This is a genomic window from Pseudaquabacterium rugosum (genome assembly GCF_038066575.1).
In the GTDB taxonomy this organism is placed as follows: domain Bacteria; phylum Pseudomonadota; class Gammaproteobacteria; order Burkholderiales; family Burkholderiaceae_C; genus Pseudaquabacterium; species Pseudaquabacterium rugosum.
Map to the genome: position 1 here is coordinate 12,405 of NZ_JBBUTF010000004.1, position 25,105 is coordinate 37,509.

Below are 25,105 nucleotides of genomic sequence, written 5' to 3' on the forward strand. Positions count from 1 at the left end.
GACTCGTGGCCGGGATGGGCCCGACCGGATGGTGCGTCCGCCCGGATCGCCGGTCAGGCGGGTCCTGTGCGGGGGCCTGCGTCGTCGGTGTGCCGGGGCCGTGGGACGTGGGAAGTCCGCGGATGCCGGGCGCGCTGACGATTCAGGCGATGGAGTCGATTGTGGGAACGGCGGCCTGTGGCCGGTGGGCCGATATGCCCGTCAAAGCCGGGCCAGTTCGCGGCCGGTGTGGCCGGTGTGCCCGGCTGAGGCGCGGCCGGCACCCGTGCTGGCGCGGCCGGAAACGACAAGGCGCCAGGCCATGACCGCGCGTTCGTGCGGCCATGGGCTGGCGCCCTGGAGGGGAGAGGGCCTGACCGCGAAGGTCAGGGGCCGCTGCCGGTGGTGGTCAGCGGCCGGCGTCGCGCGTTCAGCGCAGCAGCTGCAGCACCTGGGCCGGCAGCTGGTTGGCCTGCGCGACCATCGCGTTGCCGGCCTGCTGCAGGATGTTGGCGCGGCTCTGGTTCGCGGTCTCGGCCGCGTAGTCGGTGTCCATGATGCGGCTGCGGGCCGCGCTCTGGTTCTCGACGCCGATCTGCAGGTTCGAGATCACCGCCTCGAAGCGGGCCTGCGAGGCACCCATCGTCGCGCGTTGCTCGTTCACGGTGTCGAGCGCGGTGTCGATCTTGTCGATCATCGACGTGGCGGTGGCCGCCGACGCGATGTAGGTCGCGCCCTCCGCACTCGGATCCTCGCCGGTCACGGCGGTGATCGTCGTGTCCTCGGTCAGGTCGGTCATCGCCACCGAGATGGTGTCGTTCTCGCTGTTGTTGGCCCCGACCTGGAAGGTCAGCTCCTCCTGGCTGCTGGCCAGCACCTTCTGGCCATTGAAGGAGGTGCCGCCCAGCACGCGCTGGATCTCCTTGGACAGTTCGCCGAACTCCTTGTCCAGCGACTCGCGGTCCGAGGTGTTGTTGGTCGCGTTGGCCGACTGCACCGACAGCTCCCGCATGCGCTGCAGCGAGTCGGCGACCTTGCCGAGCGCGCCCTCGGCGGTCTGCGTCAGCGAGATGCCGTCGTTGGCGTTGCGGATGGCGACGTTCATGCCCCGCGTCTGGGCGCTCATGCGCTCGGCGATCGCCAGGCCTGCGGCATCGTCTTTCGCACTGTTGACGCGCAGGCCCGAGGACAGGCGTTGCATCGCCGTGTTCATCGCACCTTGCGAATTGCTGAGGTTGCGCTGGGCGTTGAGCGAGACGATATTGGAATTGATGATCTGGGGCACGAACAGCTCCTGGTCACTTGAAGACCCTGGCACGGCGAAAGTCAGCCGCCTTGGCAGGTCTTATCGTCCTTTCGGACCGATGCTTGAGGGTCCTGAGGTGATGAGGGGCACGTCGCCCGGCGCGGTGTTGCCTGGACCACCGGGCGACGTGTGCGGCGCGGTTTCAGCGCAGCAGCGACAGCACCTGCTGCGGCAGCTGGTTGGCCTGCGCGATCATCGCGTTGCCGGCCTGGCCCAGGATCGACGCACGGCTCTGGTTGGCCGTTTCCGACGCGTAGTCCGTGTCCATGATGCGGCTGCGGGCCGAGGACTGGTTCTCCACCGAGATCTGCAGGTTGGCCACGACCGAGTCGAAGCGCGACTGCGAGGCACCCATCACCGAGCGCTCGGTGCTGATGGTGTTGATCGCGGTGTCGATGTTGTCGATGACGCCCTGGATCGTGCTCAGGTCCGCGGTGTTGTCGATCACCGCACGACCGGCACCGGTGTTGTCGGTGCCGGCCACCGCGGTGATGGTGGCCTCCGCGGTCAGGTCGGTCGTCACGATGTCGATCGTGTCATCCGAGGTGGTGTTGGCGCCCACCTGGAAGGTGTGGGCCCCGGCGTCCGCGCCCAGGACGTGCTGGCCGTTGAACGAGGTGTTGCCCAGCACCCGCTGGATTTCCTTGGCCAGCTCGCCGAATTCCTTGTCCAGCGAGTCCTTGTCGGAGTTGCTGTTCGTGGCGTTGGCGGCCTGCACGGCCAGTTCCCGCATGCGCTGGAACGAGTCGTTGACCTTGCCGAGCGCGCCTTCAGCCGTCTGCGACATCGAGATGCCGTCGTTGGCGTTGCGCACGGCGGCGTTCATGCCGCGCACCTGGGAGGTCATGCGTTCGGCGATGGCCAGGCCGGCGGCGTCGTCCTTGGCGCTGTTGACGCGCAGGCCGGAGGACAGACGTTGCATCGAGACACCGAGCGAGAGCTGCGAGTTCGACAGCGCGCGCTGGGCGTTCAGGGATGCGATGTTGCTGTTGATGATCTGAGGCACGGTCGTTTCCTTTCTGGCTGACAAATCCCGGCGGGAGCGCCGGCGTTACTCCGGCGACGGTGGGGTTGCACCGTCTCCTTCGCCTGCCGCCCAGCGGGTTGGCTGTGCGGCACGCCCGCGCTAGTCGCCTCCGGTGATCGGGGATTTGCTGGCTTGCGCCATCCCTCGACTCCGTCGGCCGGCTAACCGGACCGCGGGGGGCTCTTTCAAACCACCCGTTGGTGTGGGTATCGGCCCGTGATCCGTGAGACTTGAGGATCTTCCGCTGCCTTTATCGGGGCGCTGTCAAGATTGAAAACCTTGTCGTTCGTGAGGAACTGGGCGTGAGCGCCCGTGAAAATCGCTCAAGTGGCCGGCGTCGAGGGCGAGAAAGGCGCCCTTCGTCGGGGTATGTCCGGAAGTCTCCGGGGCCCGGGTGGCCGGTGGGCGGCGCTGCCGGGCCGGCTGCGGCGGGTTGGTCCGCGGGGTACAGGACGCGTCGCTGGCCTGTTGGCGGCGCGGGCTCGGCATCCGGCCGGCAACAAGGCGGAACGCCCGCGCCGGGCGGTGCCGGGGCGGGCGTCGGGGGGCACGCGCCGTGGGGCGCGTGTCGGGCAGGGTCGGTGTCGCCGTGGGCCGGCGTGGGCTGGCGTTCAGGTCGCCCAGTCCTCGCGGCCGACCTCGGCCAGCGCGCGCCGCACATCGTTGGGGTTGGCGAAGCGTTCCAGCGTGCGCTCCGGGCGCTGGCGGGCGAGGGCCGCGGCCGGCAGCGATGCCCGGCTGCCCGCGCCCTCGAGCACGAAGTCCAGCAGCTGCACCACGTTCTGGCGCGTGAAGGCGCTGGTCTCGATCTCGGCCCAGGCGCCGGTGCGGGCGTCCAGGCGCTGCTGCATCTGCTGCAGATAGCGCTGCTTCATCTGCACGAAGCGGCCGAAGCGCTCGGCATCGAAGTGCAGCAGGCCGCGGCGCGGGGCCTCGCCGGCCGCCGTCAAGGTGGAGGCGTACTCGGCCAGCAGGTTGTCGCGCACCAGGTGCAGCACGGTCACGCCGGGCTCGTCGATCGCCCAGTCCAGCACCGCCTGGCCGTGGGCCGGGTTCAGCGTCAGGCCCCGCACCGGCACCTCGTGCAGCACGCGGCCGTCGGCATGGTGGCTGCGCGCCAGCATCAGGCGGGCGAAGTAGACCGGATCCTTGGCCCGCACGCCGTAGAGCGCGCCGGCATGGTCCTGGCGCAGGTCCTGGCCGTGCAGGCCGATGGTGTGCGGGTGCATCAGTTCGCCGTCGACCAGCACGTCGGCGCTGCTGTTGAGCAGCCGCAGCAGGCGTTGCGCGCCGGTGTGCGGCTGGGCGATCAGCACCAGCGGACGCTCGGGCATGGGCACCGGCACCATCGCGTCGGTGCCGAACATGGCACCGAAGGGGCCGACCAGTTCGGCGTCCAGCATGCGCAGGCGGGAGTAGGGGCAGCGCACCTCGCTGAGCACGTGCAGACCGCCATCCTGCGTCGCCTCGCCCAGGTGCTGGCGCAGGCCCCAGGCCACCGCGTGCAGGCCCAGGCGGCTGCACAGACGGCCGTCGGCCATGTGCAGCTCGATCGAGCCGTCGCGCACCTGCCACTGGGTCGGCAGCTCGGCCCCGGCGCTGGCCTGGCCGTGGATGCGGCCGCCGGCGCGCAGGCGCAGCAGGCCGATCGGGCTGCCGTTGGCCCGCCGCAGCAGGAACAGGCGGTTCTCGTCGGGCGCCTGCAGCGGCACCGAGCGGCACTGCGCCAGATGGCCGTAGAGCGACAGGCGCACCGGCTCCGGATCGGTGGTGGGCATGGCCAGTGCGGCGGCATGGGCCAGCAGCTCCACGTCGCTGGCGCGGCAGGCATGGCGCATCGCCGCCAGGGCCTGTTCGCAGCGCAGCTCGTCGTCCTGCACCGCGGCGATGGCCTGCAGGTCAGGCACCTCGGTGGCGGCGGGCATCGTCACCGGCGCGCTGGCACGGGTGCTGCCGCCGCGGCGCTTCGCGGCTGGAGGGGTCAGGACCGCGGCGTCCAGGTCTTGGGCCAGTGCGGGGGCATTCATCGGGCAGTCTCCATCGGGCAGGGGACCGTGGTCGTGCCCGAGGGGAGACGGGCCCGGCCGCGGCGCGTCCCGTGAGCCGGTCTCGACCGGGGCGGGGCGCGGGGGTTGCGACAGTGGAGACCAGTCTAGGGAGAGCTTGAGCCCGTCCAGACGTCGAAAAGGCGGGTCGTCACCCGCCAGTCCTGCGCCGTGCCGTGCGGTCAGCGACGGCGCGGCGGCCGTGCTCAGGCGCGCAGGGCGGTGTCGTGTGGCAGTGCCATCAGCTCGGCCACGCGCTGCAGCAGCTCGGCGTCGGACCAGGGCTTGCGGAATACGCCGTCGATCGGGAGATCGGGCGGCAGGCTGCGGCTGGCGTGCTCGTGGCCGCTGATGGCCAGCACCGGCAGGTGTTCGAGCAGGCCGACGGCCTGCAGCTGGCGCAGCAGGCCCACGCCGTCCATCACCGGCATTTCCAGATCGGTGATCAGCAGGCCGCAGCGCTGGCGGTGCAGCACCGACAGCGCCTCCTGCCCGTTGCCGGCCTGCAACACGTCATGGCCGCCGGCCCGCAGGCAGCGGCGCAGGGCGGCGCGCACCGTCGGCGAATCGTCGACCAGCAGGATCGGCAGCGCGGCGCGGCGCAGGGTGACGGGGGCCGGCAGGGGGCTGGCCGGCTCGCCAGCGCCCGGGGCCGCCATGGCCGGGGGCACCGCGACCGGGCCCGGGCGTGGGGCCAGCCCCGCCGGGGGCGACGGCCACGCGGCCGTGGCCGGTGCGGCTTCGGTGGCCGGCGCGGGCGCCGCGGCGTGGGGGAGGGTGACGGGGACCGGGACCGGGACGGCGGGCGGCGCGGTCGGTGCGACCGGCGCGGCGCGCGGGTCGTCGGCCGGCGGCTCCGGCGGGGCGACCATCGTCAGGGGCCAGCCCGAGGGGGTGACCTCGGCCACCTCCGGGCCTTCGTCGCTGCGGGTCAGCGGGTCGTCCGCGGGCAGGGGGCCGGCGGTGGACGGGCGGCGGGATGTGCGGGCGGGCGCGTGGCGTGCGGGCGGGGCCTGGCGGGACGCGCGCCGGCCCAGCACCCGCCACGCCAGCCCGGCGACCAGTGCCGCGACCAGCAGAAGCAGGGGCAGCAGATAGGGCGACAGCGAGAGCACGGACGTCATCGGTGGGATCTTCGGTCGGACGGCAGGGCCCGGATGGCGAGGCTTCCGGCCCGTGACCGGCTTGTGGCAGCGGTCTGGACGTCATTCTGCCAGCCGCCTCGTGGCCGCGCCCCCTCGGACCTAGGGCTGGCGCATCGGTCCGGCATCGGCCCGGCATCAGACCCGCGTCAGACCCGCATCAGCCCCGGATCAGCCCGCCACGCTGACGTGGACGTCCCCCCGCCAGCGGGACCCGCGTGTAGGAATTCGTCTGACACGGGGGACGGAAAAAGCGGGACTCAAGAAGACGCGCCGGCCTGATGTCGCCACCGCCCCCCGGTCCGTAGAGTTCACTCCATCGACACGGCGCCGGCCACCACCCACCGGACGCCAGCCCCTGACCCCGACCGCCACACCCCACGGAGCCCACATGATGAACACCGAACAGATCCTCGCCGAGATCCGCGAAGCCAACCTGTCGTACCTCATGCTGGCGCAGAGCCTGATCCGTGCCGACCGCGACCAGGCCCTGTTCCGCCTGGGCGTCTCCGAGGAAACGGCCAACCTGATCGGTGCGCTGACCCCGGCGCAGATGATGAAGGTCGCCTCCGGCAACACCCTGCTGTGCCGCATGCGCTGTGACGATGACCTGGTCTGGAGCCTGCTGACCAGCCACGGCAAGAGCGCCGCCAACGACGTCAGCCGCCTGCATGCGTCCATCCTGCTGGCCGGCCGCCATCAGGAAGCCGCCTGAATCCATCCCCCCCGAAGCGGCCAAGGCCGCTCCCCCCCCAGGGGGGCGACGCCAGCGGACCGGCAGAGCCGGTTCCGCGGCGTCTGCTGGGTGAATACACGACGCCGATAGGAGAGCACATGTCGCGCACCAAGAGCATCCTGACCGAAGCCCGCCAGATCGAGACCGCGGTCGAGCTGATCAAGCTGGGCGCCCGCCTGCAGGTGCTCGAGAGCGAGACGGATCTCAGCTACGAGCGTCTGCTGCGCCTGTACAAGGAGGTCGCCGGCAAGTCGCCCAGCAAGGGCCAGCTGCCGTTCTCCACCGACTGGTTCATGACCTGGCAACCGAACATCCATGCCAGCCTGTTCCTGAACATCCACGAATACCTGAACAAGTCCTGCGCGCTCGAGGAGATCGAGATCGTCATCAAGGCCTACAAGCTCTATCTCGAGGAGATGGGCACCCAGGGTCTCGAGCCGCAGCTGTCGATCACCCGGGCCTGGCGTCTGGTCAAGTTCGTCGACAACGGCATGCTGACGATGACGGCCTGCAGCCGCTGCGGCGGCCACTACGTCAGCCATCCGCACGAGATCGCCCGCCACTACGTGTGCGGGCTGTGCAACCCGCCCGCGCGGGCCGGCAAGGGCCGCAATGCCGGCGCGATCCGGCTGGGCGCCGAGGCCGAGCTGACGGCCTCCTGATGCCGGGATCCCGATCCGGGCGATGACCGCCCTGCGCGGATCCGGTCACGGTCGCGGCCCTCTGCGGATGGTCGCTCACTCAAGCTGCTATCCTGGGTGCCGATGACCTGTCATCCGCCGGGTGCGGCGTGAGGCAGATTCTTCTTGCGTTGTCTCCTCCTTGCACACTCCCGTGTGTGCTTGCAGGCGGTCATCCTCGCGGATGACCGCCTTTTTCTTTGGGCCCTGCCGATGTGTCGGGCCGATGGCGGTGGCCGGCCGCCGTGTCCTGCGGTTTGGACCGCGCGGCGCCCGCTTTTCGGCCCGCGGCCGTGACCACCGGACGGCCACACTGCGCCGATGCCCGATCCCGATCCGACCGCTCCCGGCGCCGCGCGACCTGCTGCCGGCATCCACGGCCCGCATCCGTCACGCCTGCGGATGCGCCTGCGGATGCCGCCCTGGCCGCTGCCCGCGCTGGCCTGCTGGGCCGGCGGCTGGCTGTGCGCGGCGCTGGCCCAGCAGGCCGGTGCCGGGCCGGCGCTGGCCTGGCTGACGGGATGGCTGCCCGGTGTGGCGGCCGCGCGGCACGAGCCCTTGCGCTGGCGCCGTCTGTGGCTGCTGGCCGGATACCCCGCCTCCAGCCTGCTGGCCGCCGCGCCGGGGCTGCCGGCCTGGGCCTGGGCCGTGGCGGCCGGCCTGCTGGCCGTGGCCTATCCCCGACGAGCCTGGCGCGACGCGCCGCTGTTCCCGACCCCGGCCGATGCGCTGCAGGGCCTGCGCCGCCAGATCCCGCTGCCACCCGATGCCCGGGTGCTCGACGCGGGTTGCGGCCTGGGCCACGGCCTGCGCGCACTGCGCCGGCAGTGGCCGCAGGCCCGGCTCGACGGACTGGAGTGGAGCTGGCCGCTGGCCGTGGCCACCCGCCTGCGCTGCCGCGACGCGCAGGTGCGGCGCGGCGACATGTGGCGCGTGGACTGGTCGCCCTACGCGATGGTCTATCTGTTCCAGCGCCCGGAGACGATGCCGCGCGCCTGGGCCAAGGCCTGCGCCGAGATGGCGCCGGGCAGCTGGCTGCTGAGCCTGGACTTTCCCGTCCCCGGTGTGATGTCCCAGCGCCTGTTGCAGCGCCCGGGGCGCCGGCCGCTGTGGCTCTACCGCATCCCGTCCCATGCGGCGCAGGCTGCCACGCCCGCGGAGCTGGCCCGCGGTGCGCTGGCGCCGATCCGCGACCGTGCGCGCAGCGCCGCCGCCACACCGGCCGCCGGCGCGGCCGTTCAGTTTCCGCTCCAACCGGCCGATAAGGCCTCAGACACCCCGGCCACCCGGCCCGGGGATCGGTCCACCACCTCCGCGCCGGTCTGAGCGCCGACCTCGCAGCCTCGCATCATGTTCGTCATCATCGGTTGGGTCGTCTGCCTGGGCTTCGTGTTCGGGCTGTTCATCGCCCACGGCGGCAACATGGGGCCGATCATCAAGGCCCTGCCCTGGGAAATGGGGATGATCGGCGGCGCCACGCTGGGCGCCTTCATCGTCAACAACCAGATGGGCGTCATCAAGGCCACGCTCGGTGGCGTGGGCATGTGCTTCAAGGGCAGTCCGTACACCAAGGACCGCTACATGGAGCTGCTGGCGCTCATGTTCGACATCCTGCAGAAGGCCCGCAAGGAGGGCCTGATGTCGATCGAGAAGGACGTCGAGGACCCGGGCAGCTCGGCCATCTTCCAGAAGTACCCGACGGTGGGCAACGACCACCACGTCACCGACTTCATCACCGACTACCTGCGCATGATGGTCTCGGGCAACCTCAACGCGCACGAGATCGAGAGCCTGATGGACCAGGAGATCGAGACCCACCACCAGGAGGCCCATGCCCCGGTGGGCGCGATCCAGCGCGTGGCCGGCGGCCTGCCGGCCTTCGGCATCGTGGCGGCCGTGCTGGGCGTGGTGAAGACCATGGGCTCGGTGGGCCAGCCGCCGGCGGTGCTGGGCGCGATGATCGGCTCGGCGCTGGTCGGTACCTTCCTCGGCATTCTGCTGGCCTATGCCTTCGCCGAGCCCCTGGCCGGCCTGCTGGAGCAGAAGCTGGAGGAGGGCGCCAAGGAGCTGCAGTGCATCAAGATGACGCTGCTGGCCTCGATGCAGGGCTATGCGCCTCAGGTGGCCATCGAGTTCGGCCGCAAGGTGCTGCTGTCGTCGGTGCGGCCGTCCTTCAGCGAACTCGAACAGCACGTGAAGAAGAAGTGATGGCCCCCCCCCGTAGCGCCTTCGGCGCTCCCCCCCAGGGGGGCGCCGCCAGCGGCCCGGCGAAGCCGGTTGCGCGGCGGCCGCTTGACCTCGCGTGCGCGCCTGCGGCGCCGCACGGTCGCGTCTTCGGAGGCTGCTGAACATGGCTGGCGACGCGAAGAAGCTGCAGCCCATCATCATCAAGCGGGTGAAGAAGGGCGGCCATGCGGCCCACGGCGGGGCGTGGAAGATCGCCTATGCCGACTTCGTGACCGCGATGATGGCCTTCTTCCTGCTGATGTGGCTGCTGGGCTCCACCTCCGAGGGCGACAAGAAGGGCATCGCCGATTTCTTCCAGAGCCCGCTGAAGATCGCGCTGCTCAACGGCGGTTCGGGTTCGGGCGACAGCTCCAGCGTGATCAAGGGTGGTGGCGAGAGCATCACCCGCAGCGCCGGTCAGGTGAAGAACGGCGAGGTCGAGGCCACCCGCAAGACGATCAACCTGCAGGCCCTCAAGGCCCAGCAGCGCGCCGCCGAGGAGCAGCGCCTGGCCGAGCTGCGCGAGGAGGTCAGCAGCGAGCTGCGCAACAACGCGCGGCTGGCCGAGTACGCCTCGCAGATCAAGCTGGACATGACGCGCGACGGCCTGCGCATCCAGATCGTCGACGACCAGGCGCGGCCGATGTTCGATTCCGGCAGCGCGAGCGTCAAACCGTACATGCGCGAGCTGCTGCGCACCATCGGCAGTGTGCTGGCCGAGGTGCCCAACCGGCTGACGCTGGAGGGCCACACCGATGCCAAGCCCTTCGGCCACGACGGCTCCGGCTACAGCAACTGGGAGTTGTCGGCGGATCGCGCGAATGCCGCGCGGCGCGAGCTGCTGGGCGGCGGGCTGACCGAGGAGCGCGTGCTGCGCGTGCTGGGCCTGGCCAGCAGCCAGCCCTTCAACCGCGACGATCCGCTGGACCCGCAGAACCGGCGCATCAGCATCATCGTGATGAACCGCGATGCCGAGGAGCGCACCTTGCGGCCCACGCTGCGCGACAGCGGCGATGCCGAACCCGAGCCGGGTGCCACGGCGCCGCCCGGCGGCGGGCGCTGAACAGGCCCGTCGGCGGCCGTCTTCTCAGGACTTGAGGCGGCCGGCGGCTGCCTAGCATCGGGCTCATCCCGGTTGGTTCCGGTCTGTCCGTCGCCCACGGCCCGCTGCGGCCGGTGGTGACGTGCGGATCCGCAGAGTCCGACCGCCGTACGCCCGAAAGCCGCCGCGCTCCGCCATGTCCCGATCCGTCGCCCTTTCCATGCACCGCGACGCCACCGCGCCGCGGTCGCTGCCGGTCGCGCCCGACGGAGCCCTGTCCGCCCCGCTCGCGCCGTCCGCTCCGCCGACCGTTCCGCCCTTGCTGGCCTGCCTACCCGCCTTGCTGTCCTGGCACGGGCTGCCGGATCTGGCGGTCCCGGTGCTGGCCCAGCTCGCCGCCCTGCAGGCGCTGGAGCTGCGCCTGGCGCTGCCCTTGCTGCAGCAGTTCGGCCTGCCCGTGCGGCTGCTGGAGCGGCCCTTGCCGGCCTTCGGCGCCGACATGCTGCCGGCCGCGCTCGAGCTGCGTGACGGCGGCGCGTGCGTGCTGCTGGCGCGCAGCCTGAACCTGGCCGGCCAGGCCCAGTGCAGCCTGCTGTTCCCGCCCGGACTGGAGCCCCCGGGCTCCCCGCAGCGGGGCACCGAGGCGGCGCCGCTGCGCGTGCAGCTCAGCGCCCAGGCCCTGGCGGCCCGGTATGCGGGCCGTGCGCTGATCTTCACCGGCCCCGGTGGCCTGCCGGTGCGTCCGCCGGGCCGGGCCGCCACGGCGGGCCGCGAGCCGGCCACGGCGCGTGCGCCATCGACCCGCCGCAGCGTGGCCGTGGCCGCCAGCGCGCGGTCTGCTGCCGCGCCGGATCCGATGGCCCTGACCGGTACCGTCCATCCCGGCGACTGGGTCGCCGCGGCGGCCCCGGTGGGCGCTCCGGCGGGCGAGGTGCCGGACCGGCCGGCCGGATCCGGCGCCCGCGACTGGGTCGAGGCCCGGCTGCCGACGAGCACCACGCCCGCGCCGGGCTGGCGCGACCTGGACGTGCCCATCCTGGCCGAGGTGCCCGAGTCGCGGCCGGCCGTGCCCCCGATGGCCGGCGCCAGCCTGCCGGCCACCTGGGACGACGGGACGCCGCGCCTGGCCGACGATCCGGCACCGGCACCGGCACCGGCATCGGCATCGGCATCGGCATCGGCATCGGCATCGGCATCGGCCGTCGCTCCGGTGGCGGCGCCCGAGCCATCGCCGGCATGGCCGACCGAGGCCGACGTTGTCCACCTGTCGACCGCGCGGGCCACGGCCGTGGCCCTGCCGCCGATGGACGCTCCCGTCCACCCGCACGCCGCGGCAGTGGACCCCGGCATGCCGGCGCCTGCCGCCGCACCGGACTCGATGGCCGAGCGCATCGCCCGGGTGCGGGCCCGCAAGCGGTCGGCACGGGGGGCGGACGGGGCGCTGGATCGGCCGGATGGGCGGGATGTGCGAGATGTGCAGGGTGCGCCGGCGCGGCCCGCGGGGGCCGATGTCGATGCGGGCTCGGCCACGGGCCCTGTGGCCACCGGCTTCGCCGCCGACGGCCTGACCGGGGCCTGTGCCGATGCCGGGCTGGCGGTCATGGCTGATCCGGCCGTGGCCTGTGCGTCCGTTGGTGCCGGTGTCGGTGCTGGCGCTGGCGCTGGTGTCGATGTCGGTGTCGGTGTCGGTGTCGGTGTCGCCGCGGCCGAGGTCCTGTCGGACGCTGCGCCGTCTGTTGCTGGCGCGTCGCCGGCCGGCCGCGGTGGCCGACGGCCGGCCGGCCGTCGGTCCCGTGAGCGTGTCGCCGCCCCCCGGCGCGGGCGGGCGCGGACGCTGGAGGCCGACGGGAGCGCCGCTGACGCTGCCGTCAAGGGCAACGCCGACGCTGAGACCCACGCCAACGCCAACGCCAACGCCAACGCTGACGCTGACGTTGCTGCTACTGCCGTTGTTCCCACGGCCGCTGCTGCTGCCGCTGCTGAGGCGCCTCTCGCTGCCGCCGAGGTGTCCCTCGCCGCCGCCGAGGGGCACTCCGCTGCCGTGCAAGCTGCCGTGCAGGCCGCCGCCCGGACGGCCGTCACGGTCACCGGTCGCGCGGACGAGGCAGCGGCCGCACCGGTTGCCGGCCCGGCGCCGCGGTCCGGCGTGATGCCGGCCGCGCCGCAGGTCTCGCCGCGGACGACCTTGTCGACGGCCTCATCGAAGGCCGCGCCGACGTCCGCACAGACGACTGAACGGACGCCCGCACAGACCTCCGAACTGACGACCGCACAAACGACCGCACAAACGACCGCACAAACGACCGCACAAACGACCGCACAAACGACCGCACAGACATCCGAGCTGACGACCGCCCCGACGACCACGCCGCCCCTCGCCCGCGAGGCCGCACCCCGGACCGCGCCGCTGGAGCGGCCCGGCACGACGTCCGTCTCCTCGGCCCCCCGGGCTGGTGCGGGCCGTGCTGCCGCTGCCGCCGCCGTGTCGCGCTCGGTGGCCTGTGCCGTGGCCGCCCAGGCCGCGCGTCAGGCCGCCCTGGTCGAGCTGGGCGCCGCGGCCGTCCTCGGGGGCCGGCTGGACGGCCTGCTGCGTGACGAGTGCGTGGCCGACTGGTCGCTCGGTGCGGCAGCGCCCGCCGCCACACCGGCCGGCTCGGCCGCCCAGCCGCGCCGCATGCGTCTGCGCCGGCGAGGCCCGGGCCTGCAGCTGCGGGGCCGTGGCCCGCAGGCCACCGCTGCCGCCACTGCCACCGCCAAGCCCGAGGCCACCGCACCGTGCGACGCTGACGGCACCGTGGCCGACGGCGCGTGCCCGACCCTCGGTGCTGGGGCGGCCGCCGTGGCTGCATCGGCCGCTGAGGCCGCCGTCGTCGCCGTCGCCGCCGTGGATGTCGCAGACGCCGAACGTGCCGCAGATGCCGCAGATGCCGCAGATGCCGCAGCCGCCGCGGACACCGCAGTCGCCCTCCGGTCCGACGCGGCCGACCCCTGGCACGCGACGGGCATGCCGGAGACGCACCCGGAGCCGCAGGCCTCACCGCCGCAGCGGCAAGGGCAGGGCGATGACCCGGTGCTGACTGAGGGGCTGCCGGACGGTCTGCCGGACGACCTGTCGGCACCCGTCGCACGGGCCGTCGCGGTCATGCCGACGCGCACGGCGGCCGCGGTGCCGGCCGATGAGGCCATCGTGGCGCCGCCGGCCGAACCCGTGCCGGACGGACCTGACGCACTCAACGCACTCAACGCGCCCGACACGCCCGACACGCCCGACACGCCCGACGCCCCGGAAGCCCCGGAAGCCCCGGCCGCCCCGGCCCTCGACGCCGCCCCGAGCCTCATCGCCAGCCCGGTGCCCGACGCCGCCCCGCTGTCGCTCCCCGTCCGTGCCCCCGCGCCCGAGGCCTTCACGCTGAGCCTGAGCGCACAGGCGCGGGCCGCGGCGGCGGTCGAGATGGCCGCCGCCGCCGGGTCGGCCGCGGCCGTGGCGGCGCCCTTGTTCACCGCCCCGCCGAGCCTGCTGGGCGGCCTGGCGCACTGGCCGCGGCGTCTGCTCCCGCATCGCGCGCGCCCCGACGCCCGTGCCCGCCGCGAACGCCACCGCGCACGGGCCGTCTGGCTGCTGCGCTGGCTGTCGTTCTGCCTGGTGGCCTGGGCCCTCGGGCTGCCGCTGGCCTGGGCCCAGATGCTGCCCGGCCCGGCAGCGCTGCGGCAGGGGCTGCGCCTGCGGGGCGCAGGCGGCCGGACCGCCACCGCGCCGTCCGACGACGCGCCGCCGCCGGCCGACGCGGGCCCCGACGCACCGGTGCGTTGAACCGGCCCACCGAGCTGACCCACTGAACCGGCCTACTGAGCCGGCCCACCGAGCCGGCCCACCGAGCCGGCGGCCCCGGGCGGCGGCATTCCTTCACGCTTGCCGCCCGGGTCCCACCCCGACGCCGGGGTCAATCGATCCCTGGTGCTGCCGATATCTGGAGCAATGCCGGACGCTGCCACCCGGTACACCGCCACCCCGAGGACTGTTCATGAGCCAACCCGCCGATCTGAAGTTTCTCGTCGTCGACGACTTCTCCACCATGCGCCGCATCGTGCGCGGCCTGCTCAAGGAAATGGGCTGCAACAACGTCGACGAGGCCGAGGACGGGGCCATGGCCCTGCAGATGCTGAAGAACGGCCGCTACGACTTCGTCGTCAGCGACATCAACATGCCCAACATGAACGGCTTCGATCTGCTGAAGGCGATCAAGGCCGAGGACAGCCTCAAGCACATCCCGGTGCTGATGGTCACCGCCGAGGCGCGCAAGGAAGACATCCTGATGGCCGCCCAGAGCGGTGCCGCCGGCTATGTCGTCAAGCCCTTCACCAAGGCCACGCTGGAGGAGAAGGTGCAGAAGATCATGCAGAAGCTGGCGGCGACCGCGTGAGGCGGGGCGACGTGTCCAGGCTGTATCCGACCCGTCCCGCATCGCACACCCGAGGGAGCCGAACATGAAGATGGAAGACCTGACCGCCCTGATGCCGGAGCAGCCGGTGATGGCTTCGCCCGAGGTGTTCCAGCAGCTCGGTCTGATCACGCGCCAGCTGCACGACACCATGCAGCAGCTGGGCGTGATGCCCAAGCTGCAGCAGGCGTCCGAGGGCCTGCCCGATGCCCGCAGCCGCCTGACCTACATCGCCAACAAGACCGCCGCGGCCGCCGACAAGGTGCTGAACTCGGTCGACCAGGCCAAGGCCGAGCACACCGAGATCGCGGCGATGACACGCCGGCTGGCCGATTCGCTGGTCCACGATCCGGTCAAGGCCGTGGCCTCGGGCGCGGTGATGAACTTCGTCAGCGAGGTCGAGGCCCGGACCAAGGTCATCGACGACCACCTGACCGACATCATGCTGGCACAGGACTTCCATGATCTGACCGGCCAGGTGGTGGCCAAGGTCGTCGGCCTGGCCAACGAGCTGGAGGACAGCCTGGTCAAGCTGCTGGTGCAGGTGGTGCCGCCCGAGCACCGCGAGAAGGTCGATCCCAGCGTGCTGCAGGGACCGGTCGTCACCGCCGAGGGCCGCACCGACGTGGTGACCAACCAGGGCGAGGTCGACGACCTGCTGGCCAGTCTCGGCTTCTGACCATCGGCCGCCGGGCGCTCGCCCGCTGAGCCTGTCGAGGGTGCCCCGCGCAAGCGGCGCACCCTCGCGTCGTTGAGGCTTCCCCACAGGCGATGGGGAAAAACAGTGCGGCTTCTGCGGGTCAGTTGCAGGCTTGCCGCGGCGCGCCGACTTCCACAATCGTCGGGTCGATCACGTCCACCCGTCGCGCCCATGTCCACCTCGCCGCAGCTCCAGGATCGCCAGCCCGCCGCCATGCCGCCGCTGGTCGAACTGATGCACCAGGCCACCCAGCTGCAGCAGCAGGGCCGCAGCGATGCCGCGGTCACGCTCTACCAGCAGTGGCTGCAGGCCCAGCAGGCCGGCGGGCCGCAGCAGGCGCTGCGCCATGTGGCCTGCTTCAACCTCGGCACCCTGCTGGGCAGCCTGAACCGCACGCCGGAGGCCGAATCGGCCTACCGCGAGGCGCTGGAGGCGCACGGCGACTTCCCGCACGCGCGGCTCAACCTCGGCCATCTGCTGGAGCGCAAGGGCGACAGCGAGGGCGCGCTGGCCCAGTGGCGGGCGGTGCTGGCGATGGACGTGGCGCTCGATCTCAAGATCCACGCCTGGAACAACAGCGGCCGCCTGCTGGAGACGCTGCGCCGCTACCCCGAGGCCGAGGCCGCGCTGCGCGCCAGCCTGGAGGCCGATCCCGATCAGCCCAACGTCGTCCAGCACTACGTGCATCTGCGCCAGAAGCAGTGCAAGTGGCCGGCCTGGGAGCCGGTGGGCCGGCTCACGCTCAACCAGCTGGTCACCGGCACCTCGCTGCTGGCGATGATGAGCCTGTCGGACGATCCGGTGATGCAGCTGATGGTCGCCCAGCGCTTCACCCACGAGCGCGTGCCCAAGGCCGCCGCCGTGCCGCTGCACACGACGATGCCGGCGCGCACCGGCAAGATCCGCGTCGGCTACCTGTCGGGCGATCTGCACATGCATGCGGTCGGGCTGCTGACGCCCGAGCTGTTCGAGCTGCACGACCGTGAACGCTTCGAGATCTGGGCCTTCTGCTGGACACCCGAGAGCGAGATGCCGCAGCGCCAGCGCCTGCGCCAGGCCTTCGACCATCTGGTGCGGCTGCAGGGCGTCGATGACCTGACGGCCGCCCGCCTGATCGCCGAGGCCGGCATCGACGTGCTGGTCGACCTGCAGGCGCTGACCAACGGCGCGCGGCCGGCCATCCTCGGCCACCGTGCGGCGCCGGTCCAGGTCAGCTACCTCGGCCTGCCGGGCACCTCGGCGCTGCCGGGCGTCGACTGGATCCTGGCCGACGACTTCGTGATGCCGCGCGCGCTCGAACCCTACTGCACCGAGCGGCCGATCCGCCTGCCGCACTGCTACCAGGTCAGCGACCGTCAGCGCGAGGTGGCGCCCAGGCCGCCGCGCAGCGCCTACGGCCTGCCCGAGGACGCCTTCGTCTACTGCTCGTTCAACAACAACTACAAGTTCACGCCCGAGGTCTTCGGCGCCTGGCTGCGCATCCTGCATGCGGTGCCCGGCAGCGTGCTGTGGCTGCTGGCCGACAACGACACCGCGCGCGAGCAGATGCAGGCCGCCGCACGGGCCGCCGATGTCGATCCCGGCCGGCTGCACTTCGCCCCGCGCGTGGCCCCGCCGGAGTACCTGGCGCGCTTCCAGTGCGCGGACCTGATGCTCGACACCTTCCCCTACAACGCCGGCACCACCGCCAGCGATGCGCTGTGGATGGGGCTGCCCATCCTGACGCTGGCCGGCCGCAGCTACATCAGCCGCATGGCCGGCAGCCTGCTGACGGCCGTCGGCCTGCCCGAGCTGATCACCGACAGCCTGGCCGACTACGAGCGCCTGGCCATCGCGCTCGGCCGCCACCCGGCCCGCGTGACCAGTGCGCGCCGCTATCTGGCCGAGCACGGCCGCACCAGCCCGCTGTTCGACCTGCCGCAGATCGTGCGCGACATCGAGGCCGAGTTCGAGCACCTGGCGCTGGCCGCCCGTGCCGGCCAGCCGCTGCGCACGCTGCGCTGAGCCACCCGCCACTGACCCGGAGCCATCGGCCAGGCCGGATCCATGTCCCCACCCGCGACGCCCGCCCAGGTCGGGCTCGACGATGACGCGCTGGCCCAGGCCCTGGTCTGGCTGCTGCGCCATCACGGCCACGAACGCTCGGCGCCGTCCCTGCTCGCCTCCCAGCTGATCGACGGTCCGCTGGGGCCGGACCAGGCGCTGCGCGCGCTGCATGACGCGGGCTGGAATGCCGCGCTGGCCCGGCGCTCGCTCGCCGAGCTGCCCGACCAGCTGCTGCCGGCCGTGCTGCTGCTGAAGAACGGCGATGCCGCCGTGCTGGCCGGCCGCACCCGTTCGGCCGATGGCCGGGTGCAGATCTGCCAGGTCGTGCTGCCCGGGCTGCAGGCCCAGCAGTTGCAGGCCAGCGAGGCCGAGCTCGATGCCGAGTATTCCGGCCTCGCGCTGCTGGCCACGCCCGGCGCCGAGGCCGATGCCACGGCGCGCGCGGCCGGCCAGTCCGGCCAGGCCGGCGATGCACTGGGCGACGTGCTGGCCGGCGACGGCAGCCACTGGCTGTGGGGCACGATGCGCCGCTTCGTGCCCTACTACCGCGGGGCGCTGCTGGCCGCGCTGCTGTCGAACGTGCTGATGATGGTCACCGGCCTGGTGATCTCGGTGGTCTACGACAAGGTGATCCCGCACCAGGCCTTCGCCACGCTGTGGGCGCTGGCGGCGGCCGGGGGCCTGGCCCTGCTGTTCGACTTCGCCGCCCGCCAGCTGCGGGCCCACCTGATCGACCTGGCGGGCAAGAAGAGCGACCTGCTGGTCAGCGCCACGCTGTTCCGGCAGGCGCTGGGCGTGCGCATGGAGCACCGGCCGGCCTCGGCCGGCGCGTACGCCCACATCGTCGGTCAGGTCGAGCTGGTGCGGGAGTTCTTCTCGTCGGCCACGCTGTCGGCGATCTCGGATCTGCCCTTCATCGTCGTCTTCATCGGCATGACCTTCATCATCGGCGGCCCGCTGGGCTGGGTGCTGGTGCTGGCGGTGCCGGCCATGCTGCTGTTCACCGCGCTGCTGCAGGCCCGCCTGCGGCGCGCGACCCAGGCCAATCTGCAGCAGACGGCCGACCTGCACGGCCTGCTGGTCGAGGCCGTCGAGGGCATCGAGGACCTGAAGGCCACCGGTGCCCAGGGGCGCTTCCTCAACCGCTTCGAGCAGGCCTCGGCCGCGGCCACGCAGACCACGCTGCGCTCGCGCCGCATCACCAGCCTGACGATGACGGTGTCGACGCTGTTCAACCAGGTCATCACGCTGGTGATGCTGGTCTGGGGCGTCTACCTGATCGACGACAAGATCATCTCCGGCGGCGCGCTGATGGGCGCGGTGATGTATGCCGGCCGGGCGATCGCGCCGCTGACCTCGGTGATGATGCTGGCCACGCGCTACCAGTCGGCCCGTGCGGCCATGCATTCGCTGGACCAGCTGATGCGCCAGCCGGTCGATCGCGAGCCTGGCCGGCAGTACCTGCCGCTGCGTCAGCTGCGCGGCCAGATCCAGCTGCTGGACGTGGGCTTCGGCTATCCGGCCCCGCCGGGCCAGAAGGCCCCGCAGGTGCTGCGCAACGTCACGCTGCGCTTCGCGCCGGGCGAGCGGGTGGCCATCCTCGGGCGCATCGGCTCGGGCAAGAGCACCATCCTGCGCCTGGCCGCGGGCCTCTACCGCCCGGGCGAGGGCGCGGTCGAGATCGACGGCATCGACCTGCGCCAGATCGATCCCCACGACTACCGGGCCCATGTCGGCTATGTGCCTCAGGATCCGCGTCTGTTCGCCGGCACGCTGCGCGACAACGTGCTGCTGGGCCGTGCGGCCGCCGATGCCGGACGCCTGGCCGATGTCGCCCGGCTGACCGGCCTGTCCCGCGTGGCCGAGGCCCATCCGCTGGGCTGGGACATGCCGGTGGGCGAGAGCGGGGCGCTGCTGTCGGGCGGCCAGCGCCAGCTGGTGGCGCTGACGCGCAGCCTGGTCACGCGGCCGCAGGTGCTGCTGATGGACGAGCCCACCAGCTCGATGGACGCCCAGAGCGAGCTGGGCTTTCTGCGCCAGCTGAAGGAATCGGTCGGCGACTGCACGCTGATCGTCGTCACCCACCGGCCGGCGGTGCTGGAGATGGTGCAGCGCATCGTCGTCGTCGATGCCGGCCGCGTGGTGATGGACGGCCCCAAGGCCCAGGTGCTGGCCGCGCTGTCGGGTGCCCGGCCGGCGGCCCAGGCCGCGGCCGGCAGCGAGGTGCCCCCGCCCAACGTCCACCGCCATCCCAGCACCCAGCCGGCCGAGCGCCGGGCCGCGGTCTGACGGCCGCCACCGCGCTGCCGGCCCGGCCCGCGGCCTTCCGCCATCGACCGCTTCCGCCCCACGTTCCGCCGCCATGACCCCCCTGCCCATGCCCGACCCCCTCGACCTCTGGCGCAACCTGCGCACGGCGGTGCGGCAGTGGCGTGCGCTGGATGCGGACCCGACGGCGCCGCAGACCCCGTCCGCCGCGGGGCCGCGTGGCCGTGCGGCGGCCGCGTTGCGGCCGGAAGACCTGGCCTTCCTCAGCCCGACCCAGGCCGCCGAGGTGCTGGAGCCCGCACGGGCGGCGCTGTGGGCCGTCTGGCTGATGCTGGCGGCCGTGGTCGCGGCCGTGGCCTGGGCCGCACTCGCCCAGGTCGACATGATCACGCGGGCCCCGGCCCGCATCGTGCCCGAGGGCCGCGAGCAGGTGATCGCCAGCCTGGAAGGCGGCATCCTGCGCGAGCTCAAGGTGCGCGAGGGCCAGGCGGTGGAGGCCGGCCAGGCGCTGGCCTCGCTCGATCCGACCCGGGTCGAGGCCCAGCAGGGCGAGAGCCGGGCCCGCCGCATGAGCCTGATGGGCCAGCTGGCCCGGCTGGACGCCGAGGCGGCCGGCACGGCGCTGCGCTTCCCGCCCGAACTGGCCTCGGCCCCGGCCGTCACCCGCGGCGAGACCGCCTCCTACGAGGCGCGCCAGCGCGCGCTGCAGCAGGCCGTGGGCATGGTGCGGGCCAATCAGGGCCTGCTCGAACGCGAGCTGCGCCTGGCCAGCGACATGGCCGGCCGCGGCCTGATGAGCGATGTCGAGGTCATGCGGCTGCGGCGTCAGGTCAACGAGATGAGCCTGCAGGTGCAGGAGCGCATCAACCGCTACCGCCAGGATGCGGCGGCGGAGCTGGTCAAGGTGCGCAGCGAGCTGACCGTGCTCGACGAGCAGCAGGTGGTGCGTGACGACCAGCTCAAGCGCACCGTGCTGACCTCGCCGGTACGCGGCCTGGTCAAGAACATCCGCGTCAACACCGTCGGCGGCGTGGTGGCCGCCGGCGCGCCGGTGATGGAGATCGTGCCGGTGGGCGACACGGTGCTGGTCGAGCTGCGCATCAAGCCGGCCGACATCGGCTTCGTGCAGATCGGCCAGCCGGTGGAGATCAAGCTGAGCGCCTACGACTTCTCGGTCTACGGCAGCCTGCACGGCCAGGTGCAGACCCTCAGCCCCGACGCGCTGGGGGATCCCAATGCGCCGGCCGCTCAGGACAACAGCTATTACCGCGCGCTGGTGCGGGCCGAGCGCCATGCGCTGAAGGCGGGCGACCGGCTGTTGACCGTGCTGCCCGGCATGATGGGCACGGCCGAGATCCGCACCGGCGAGCGCACGGTGCTGACCTTCCTGCTGCGTCCGATGATGAAGGCCACCGAGGCCTTCAGCGAGCGCTGATCCCCGCGCTCGCACGGCGTGCGCGTCAAGCGGGTCGAGCAGCCGAACAAGGCGCTCCGCACCCCGGCTTTCAGCCGATCCGGTGCCGCCCGCCCGCAGTCTACTGAGGGCTCCCGAACCGTGCCGGTCCCTGCCCAGGGGCCGCTGTGCCGGGGCGACCACCGCCGGTGGTCCGCCCGGGCCGCGATGGAGTCTGACGTGATGAATCCCTCCTGTTTCCTGCGCCCCGGACTTGTGGCCGGTCTGTGGCTGGGCGCCAGCCTGTGCGGCCTGGGGCCGGGCGCCCGCGTGCAGGCGGCCGGCACCGCTGTCGCTGTCGCCGAGGCCGCGGACAGCGCCCCGGCACGGACCGCCCGCGCCAGCCGCCCGGCCGCCCGCATGGCCACGCCGCGCAGCGCGGCCGTGGTGCCCGGCGGCGCGCCGGCGACCGAGTCCTTGCCCAGCCTGCCCGTGCGCTGCATCGACGAGGACCGTGCCGCCGACGGCGAGCCCCGGCCCGGCGCCAGCGCCAGCGCGAGCGAGCAGGCCGCCCAGGCCGGCGCCACCGCCGAGCCACGCCAGCTGCTGCTGCAGATGGTGCAGGACGCGCTGGCCCGCAGCCATGCGGTCGGCGCCTCCCGCCTGCTGGCCGATGCCGCACGCGCCGACCAGGAGCAGGCCGAGGCCTCGCGCAAGCCGCAGGCCTCGCTGGTGGCCAGCGTGGCGCCGGCCCTGATCCACACCAGCAGCAGCAGCGGTGCGCAGCTGCAGGCCCAGGTCGGCGTGCAGTTCAGCCAGGTGCTCTACGACGGCGGGCGCATCGACCGCACCGTCGACTGGCGCCAGCAGCAGGCCGAATCGGCCCGCCTGGGCATGCTGACCGTGCAGGAGCAGCTGACCCTGGCCGTCACCTCGCTGGCGCTGGAGCGCAGCCGCTACCGGATGCAGGCGGTGATCTACGGCCACAACGTGCGCAAGATGGCCTGTCTGGTGCAGGCGCTCGAAGGCATCACCACCCTCGACAAGGGCCGCATGAGCGAGCTGGTGCAGGCGCGCAAGCAGCAGCAGCAGGCCGAGCTGTCGCAGGCCCAGGCGGTGTCGCAGTCGCGCCAGGTCGAGGCCCGGCTGCGGCGCCTGGTCGGTGACGGTCTGCCCGGCACCGAAGGCTTCGCCAGCCTGCTGATGGCCGTGCCCGAGCTGCCCGAGCTGCTGGCCGGTGCCGAGCGCACCAGCGACATCGCCGCCCTCGATGCCGGCGCCGCGGCCGCCCGTGAACTGGCGCGTCTGAACGAGACCGCCAACCGGCCGCAGCTGAGCTGGAACGTCGGCACCAGTGCGGCGCTGGTGCGCGGCACCGGCGCGGCCCACAGCGGCGGCCTGAGCGCCGGCGTGCAGCTCAGCATCCCGCTGCTGAGCCCGACCACCGATCCCGGCATCCGTGCCGCCCGCCAGCGCGCCGAGGCGGCCACGCTGCAGCGCGCCGATGCGCTGGAAAGCAAGCGCCAGCGCCTGGTCGACACCTGGGAGCAGTCGTCCCATGCCTTCGACCGCGTGCGCCGCGTCAGCGGCGTGCTGCGCGACAGCGAGCGCCTGCGCAACTACACGCTGCAGCAGTGGCAGCAGCTGGGCCGGCGCAGCCTGTTCGACGTGCTGTCGGCCGAGAGCGAGCACTACAACCTGCGCGTGCAGTACGTCAATGCGCTGCATGACGGCCAGCAGATGAACGCGACCCTGTTGTCGCTGGGCAGCGGCCTGGCCAACTGGCTGCAGTGACGCCGCGCGCGAGGACACCGATCCCATGAAGACCCTGTGCGTCGAAGGCTGGCGCGGCATCAATCACTCGATCGCGATGGTCAACCAGCACCAGCTGCTGGCCTTGATGGATGCCCCTGACATCCAGCTGTATCACCGCGACTGCCCGTATTTCATGAAGCACTGGTCGCGCCAGACGATGTCGGCCGGCTTCGCGGCCGAGGCCCAGGCCCGCATCGACGCGCTGGCCGAGCCCCCGGCCGGCACGCGCGAGGACGTGCGCATGCGCCTGACCTCGCCGTTCTCCAGCCGCATCGAGCCGGGCGTGCGCACGCTCACCTTCATGGTCACCGAGGTCGGGCTGGTGCCCGAGTGCTTCGATGCGCCGCCGCAGGACGTGGCGGCCTACACCCGCGACGGCAACCGCGTGTTCACGCCCTCGACCTGGAGCCGCGACCGTCTGGTCGACTACGGCATCGATCCGGCCGGCATCGCCATCGTGCCCCACGGCATGAAGGCCGAGGCCCTGGTCGAGCCGTCGGCCATCGAGCGCGAGCTGCTGCGCCGGGCGATGGGCATCGCGGCCGACGAGACCGTCTTCCTCAACGTCGGCGTGGCGACCTGGAACAAGGGCCTGGACCTGCTGGTGCGGGCCTGGGCCCGGCTGCGCCAGCGCCAGCCGCGGGTGCGGCTGCTGTTGAAGGACCACAAGTCGCTCTACAAGGTCGGCGTCGAGCATGTGCTGGCGCAGGTCTCGCGCGCCCATCCCGGGCTGCTCGGCGACGGCGCGCTGGCCGGCGTCTCGGTCATCTCCGACAGCCTGGACCAGGCGCAGATGCGCGCGTTGTACGCGCTGTGCGATGCCTATGTCTCGCCCTATCGGGCCGAGGGCTTCAACCTGCCGGTGCTGGAGGCGATGGCCTGCGGCGCGCCGGTCATCGTCACCGAGGGCGGGGCGACCGAGGACTTCTGCCCGGTCACGCTGGCGCAGCGCGTGGCCTCGCGCCCGGGCCGGCCCGAGGATGCACCGCAGGTCGACGGTTGCTGGCGCGAGCCCGACGAGGAGGCGCTGCTGGAGGCCATGGCCGCGGTGGCCGACGGCCGGGTGCGGCGCGACGATCCTGCCCGCGACGCCGCCCGTGCCCGCCTGCGCGCCGACCATGCCTGGCCGGCCGTCGTGCGGCGCGCGCTGCTGCCCCTGATCTGATCCACCCGAGGCCCCGATCCTGACTGCCGAAGCGAGCCCCCATGCGCTACCGCCTGACCAATGACGACGCCCGCTTCCTCACCGGCCTGACGCTGCAGGTCGACGGCACTGCCGTGCGCGAGCTGCGCATCGGCGTCTCGCGCGTGCGCGAGCCCAAGGCCTGGCAGCACCTGGCCTGGCGCCTGGAGCGCGACGGGCCGCAGCTGCACGTCCATTTCGAGCGCCCCGACAACTGGGCCGTGGTCGGCATCGACCTGGTCTGCGAGGGCGGCGATCCACAGCCGCGCGCCCAGCTGCACGCACTCCAGCCCGAGGACGAGGCCAGCGTGCGCCAGCGCCTGGCCGGCGCCCGCATCGCCTTTCTCGGCACCGCGCGCAACTGCGGCGCCGCCTTCGCGCCGGCCATCGACAAGCTGTGCGCGCTCGGCGGCCTGTTCGCCCACCACGAGATCCACGTCTTCGAGAACGACTCGACCGACGCCACCGGCAGCCAGCTGGCCCAGTTCGCCCGCGACGGCCTGGTGCACGCGATGCAGGACCAGGGCGTGGACGCGGTGATGCCCCGGCGCACCGAGCGCCTGGCCTGGGCCCGCAACCGCCTGCTCGACCAGGTGCTGGCGCGCGGCCCCTGGGACTACATCGCCTGGGCCGACCTCGACGGCCTGGTCGGCGCACGCTTCAGCGAGGCCGGCTTTCTCAGCAACTTCGCGCTGGAGCCGGTGTGGGACGCGGTGTTCCCGCTGACCTGGCCGCTGTACTACGACATCTGGGCCCTGCGCGAGGACCACATCTGCCCCGGCGACTACGTGGCCGACGGCCGCCACACCCTCAATGCCGTGCTGGCCGAGGGCAAGGAGATCCATGCCGCCACCCAGATCCTGGCACCGCAGCGCGTCAAGGGCTGGGTGCCGGTGAAATCGGCCTTCGCCGGCTTCGGCCTGTACAAGGCCGGTGCCGCCCGCCTGGGCCGTTACGTCGGCCTCATCGACGGCGAGGAGGTGTGCGAGCACGTGCCCTACCACGCCCAGCTGGTGGCCGGCGGCGCCCGGCTCTGGCTGAACCCGCAGTGCCTGACCCACATCGTCTGAGCTCCCTT

At 72.7% G+C, this 25,105-nt stretch carries 18 protein-coding genes; 14 read left to right on the forward strand and 4 right to left on the reverse strand.

Going from position 1 to position 25,105, the window contains the following annotated elements; translation table 11 throughout:
* Positions 1–409: 409 nt before the first annotated feature.
* From AACH11_RS04495 to AACH11_RS04510, 4 genes are all read right to left on the reverse strand, one after another.
* Entirely contained in the window at positions 410–1,264 is an 855-nt protein-coding gene (locus AACH11_RS04495; RefSeq protein WP_341373008.1) for a flagellin N-terminal helical domain-containing protein, read from the reverse strand.
* A gap of 163 nt (positions 1,265–1,427) precedes the next feature.
* Positions 1,428–2,291 carry a flagellin N-terminal helical domain-containing protein gene (locus tag AACH11_RS04500; protein ID WP_341373009.1) on the reverse strand — a complete coding sequence of 288 codons (864 nt, stop codon included), beginning with the start codon at positions 2,289–2,291 and terminating at the stop codon, positions 1,428–1,430.
* A 632-nt stretch (positions 2,292–2,923) separates the two neighbouring features.
* A complete protein-coding gene (locus tag AACH11_RS04505; protein WP_341373010.1) occupies positions 2,924–4,339 on the reverse strand; it encodes a hypothetical protein in 1,416 nt (471 codons plus the stop codon).
* Positions 4,340–4,563: 224 nt separating this feature from the next.
* Complete coding sequence (locus tag AACH11_RS04510; protein WP_341373011.1) at positions 4,564–5,481, reverse strand: response regulator; 918 nt, start codon at positions 5,479–5,481, stop codon at positions 4,564–4,566.
* Between the two features lie 412 nt (positions 5,482–5,893).
* On the opposite strand from AACH11_RS04510, the gene flhD reads away from it, so the two are divergent.
* From flhD to AACH11_RS04580, 14 genes are all read left to right on the forward strand, one after another.
* Positions 5,894–6,214, forward strand: coding sequence for a flagellar transcriptional regulator FlhD (gene flhD / locus AACH11_RS04515; protein WP_341373012.1), 321 nt, complete (start codon positions 5,894–5,896; stop codon positions 6,212–6,214).
* A 119-nt stretch (positions 6,215–6,333) separates the two neighbouring features.
* Entirely contained in the window at positions 6,334–6,897 is a 564-nt protein-coding gene (gene flhC, locus AACH11_RS04520) for a flagellar transcriptional regulator FlhC (protein ID WP_341373013.1), read from the forward strand.
* A 339-nt stretch (positions 6,898–7,236) separates the two neighbouring features.
* A complete protein-coding gene (locus AACH11_RS04525; protein WP_341373014.1) occupies positions 7,237–8,241 on the forward strand; it encodes a class I SAM-dependent methyltransferase in 1,005 nt (334 codons plus the stop codon).
* A gap of 24 nt (positions 8,242–8,265) precedes the next feature.
* Positions 8,266–9,123 carry a flagellar motor stator protein MotA gene (gene motA, locus AACH11_RS04530; RefSeq protein ID WP_341373015.1) on the forward strand — a complete coding sequence of 286 codons (858 nt, stop codon included), beginning with the start codon at positions 8,266–8,268 and terminating at the stop codon, positions 9,121–9,123.
* 142 nt (positions 9,124–9,265) lie between these two features.
* Positions 9,266–10,204, forward strand: a complete 939-nt coding sequence (motB, locus tag AACH11_RS04535; RefSeq protein WP_341373016.1) for a flagellar motor protein MotB — start codon at positions 9,266–9,268, stop codon at positions 10,202–10,204.
* A 175-nt stretch (positions 10,205–10,379) separates the two neighbouring features.
* Positions 10,380–13,994 (forward strand): cysteine peptidase family C39 domain-containing protein, encoded by a 3,615-nt coding sequence (locus AACH11_RS04540; protein ID WP_341373017.1) that lies wholly within the window; start codon positions 10,380–10,382, stop codon positions 13,992–13,994.
* A gap of 211 nt (positions 13,995–14,205) precedes the next feature.
* A complete protein-coding gene (gene cheY, locus AACH11_RS04545; protein WP_341373018.1) occupies positions 14,206–14,604 on the forward strand; it encodes a chemotaxis response regulator CheY in 399 nt (132 codons plus the stop codon).
* A gap of 64 nt (positions 14,605–14,668) precedes the next feature.
* The gene (locus AACH11_RS04550) at positions 14,669–15,301 is read left to right on the forward strand and encodes a protein phosphatase CheZ (RefSeq protein WP_341373019.1); all 633 of its coding nucleotides are present in this window, start codon (positions 14,669–14,671) and stop codon (positions 15,299–15,301) included.
* 192 nt (positions 15,302–15,493) lie between these two features.
* The gene (locus AACH11_RS04555; RefSeq protein ID WP_341373020.1) at positions 15,494–17,326 is read left to right on the forward strand and encodes an O-linked N-acetylglucosamine transferase, SPINDLY family protein; all 1,833 of its coding nucleotides are present in this window, start codon (positions 15,494–15,496) and stop codon (positions 17,324–17,326) included.
* 42 nt (positions 17,327–17,368) lie between these two features.
* Positions 17,369–19,657 (forward strand): type I secretion system permease/ATPase, encoded by a 2,289-nt coding sequence (locus AACH11_RS04560; protein ID WP_341373021.1) that lies wholly within the window; start codon positions 17,369–17,371, stop codon positions 19,655–19,657.
* A 73-nt stretch (positions 19,658–19,730) separates the two neighbouring features.
* Positions 19,731–21,071 carry an HlyD family type I secretion periplasmic adaptor subunit gene (locus AACH11_RS04565; RefSeq protein WP_341373022.1) on the forward strand — a complete coding sequence of 447 codons (1,341 nt, stop codon included), beginning with the start codon at positions 19,731–19,733 and terminating at the stop codon, positions 21,069–21,071.
* Between the two features lie 201 nt (positions 21,072–21,272).
* Positions 21,273–22,823, forward strand: coding sequence for a TolC family protein (locus tag AACH11_RS04570; protein ID WP_341373023.1), 1,551 nt, complete (start codon positions 21,273–21,275; stop codon positions 22,821–22,823).
* A gap of 25 nt (positions 22,824–22,848) precedes the next feature.
* Positions 22,849–24,009 (forward strand): glycosyltransferase family 4 protein, encoded by a 1,161-nt coding sequence (locus AACH11_RS04575; protein ID WP_341373024.1) that lies wholly within the window; start codon positions 22,849–22,851, stop codon positions 24,007–24,009.
* A 41-nt stretch (positions 24,010–24,050) separates the two neighbouring features.
* A complete protein-coding gene (locus tag AACH11_RS04580; RefSeq protein WP_341373025.1) occupies positions 24,051–25,097 on the forward strand; it encodes a hypothetical protein in 1,047 nt (348 codons plus the stop codon).
* Positions 25,098–25,105: the final 8 nt, after the last annotated feature.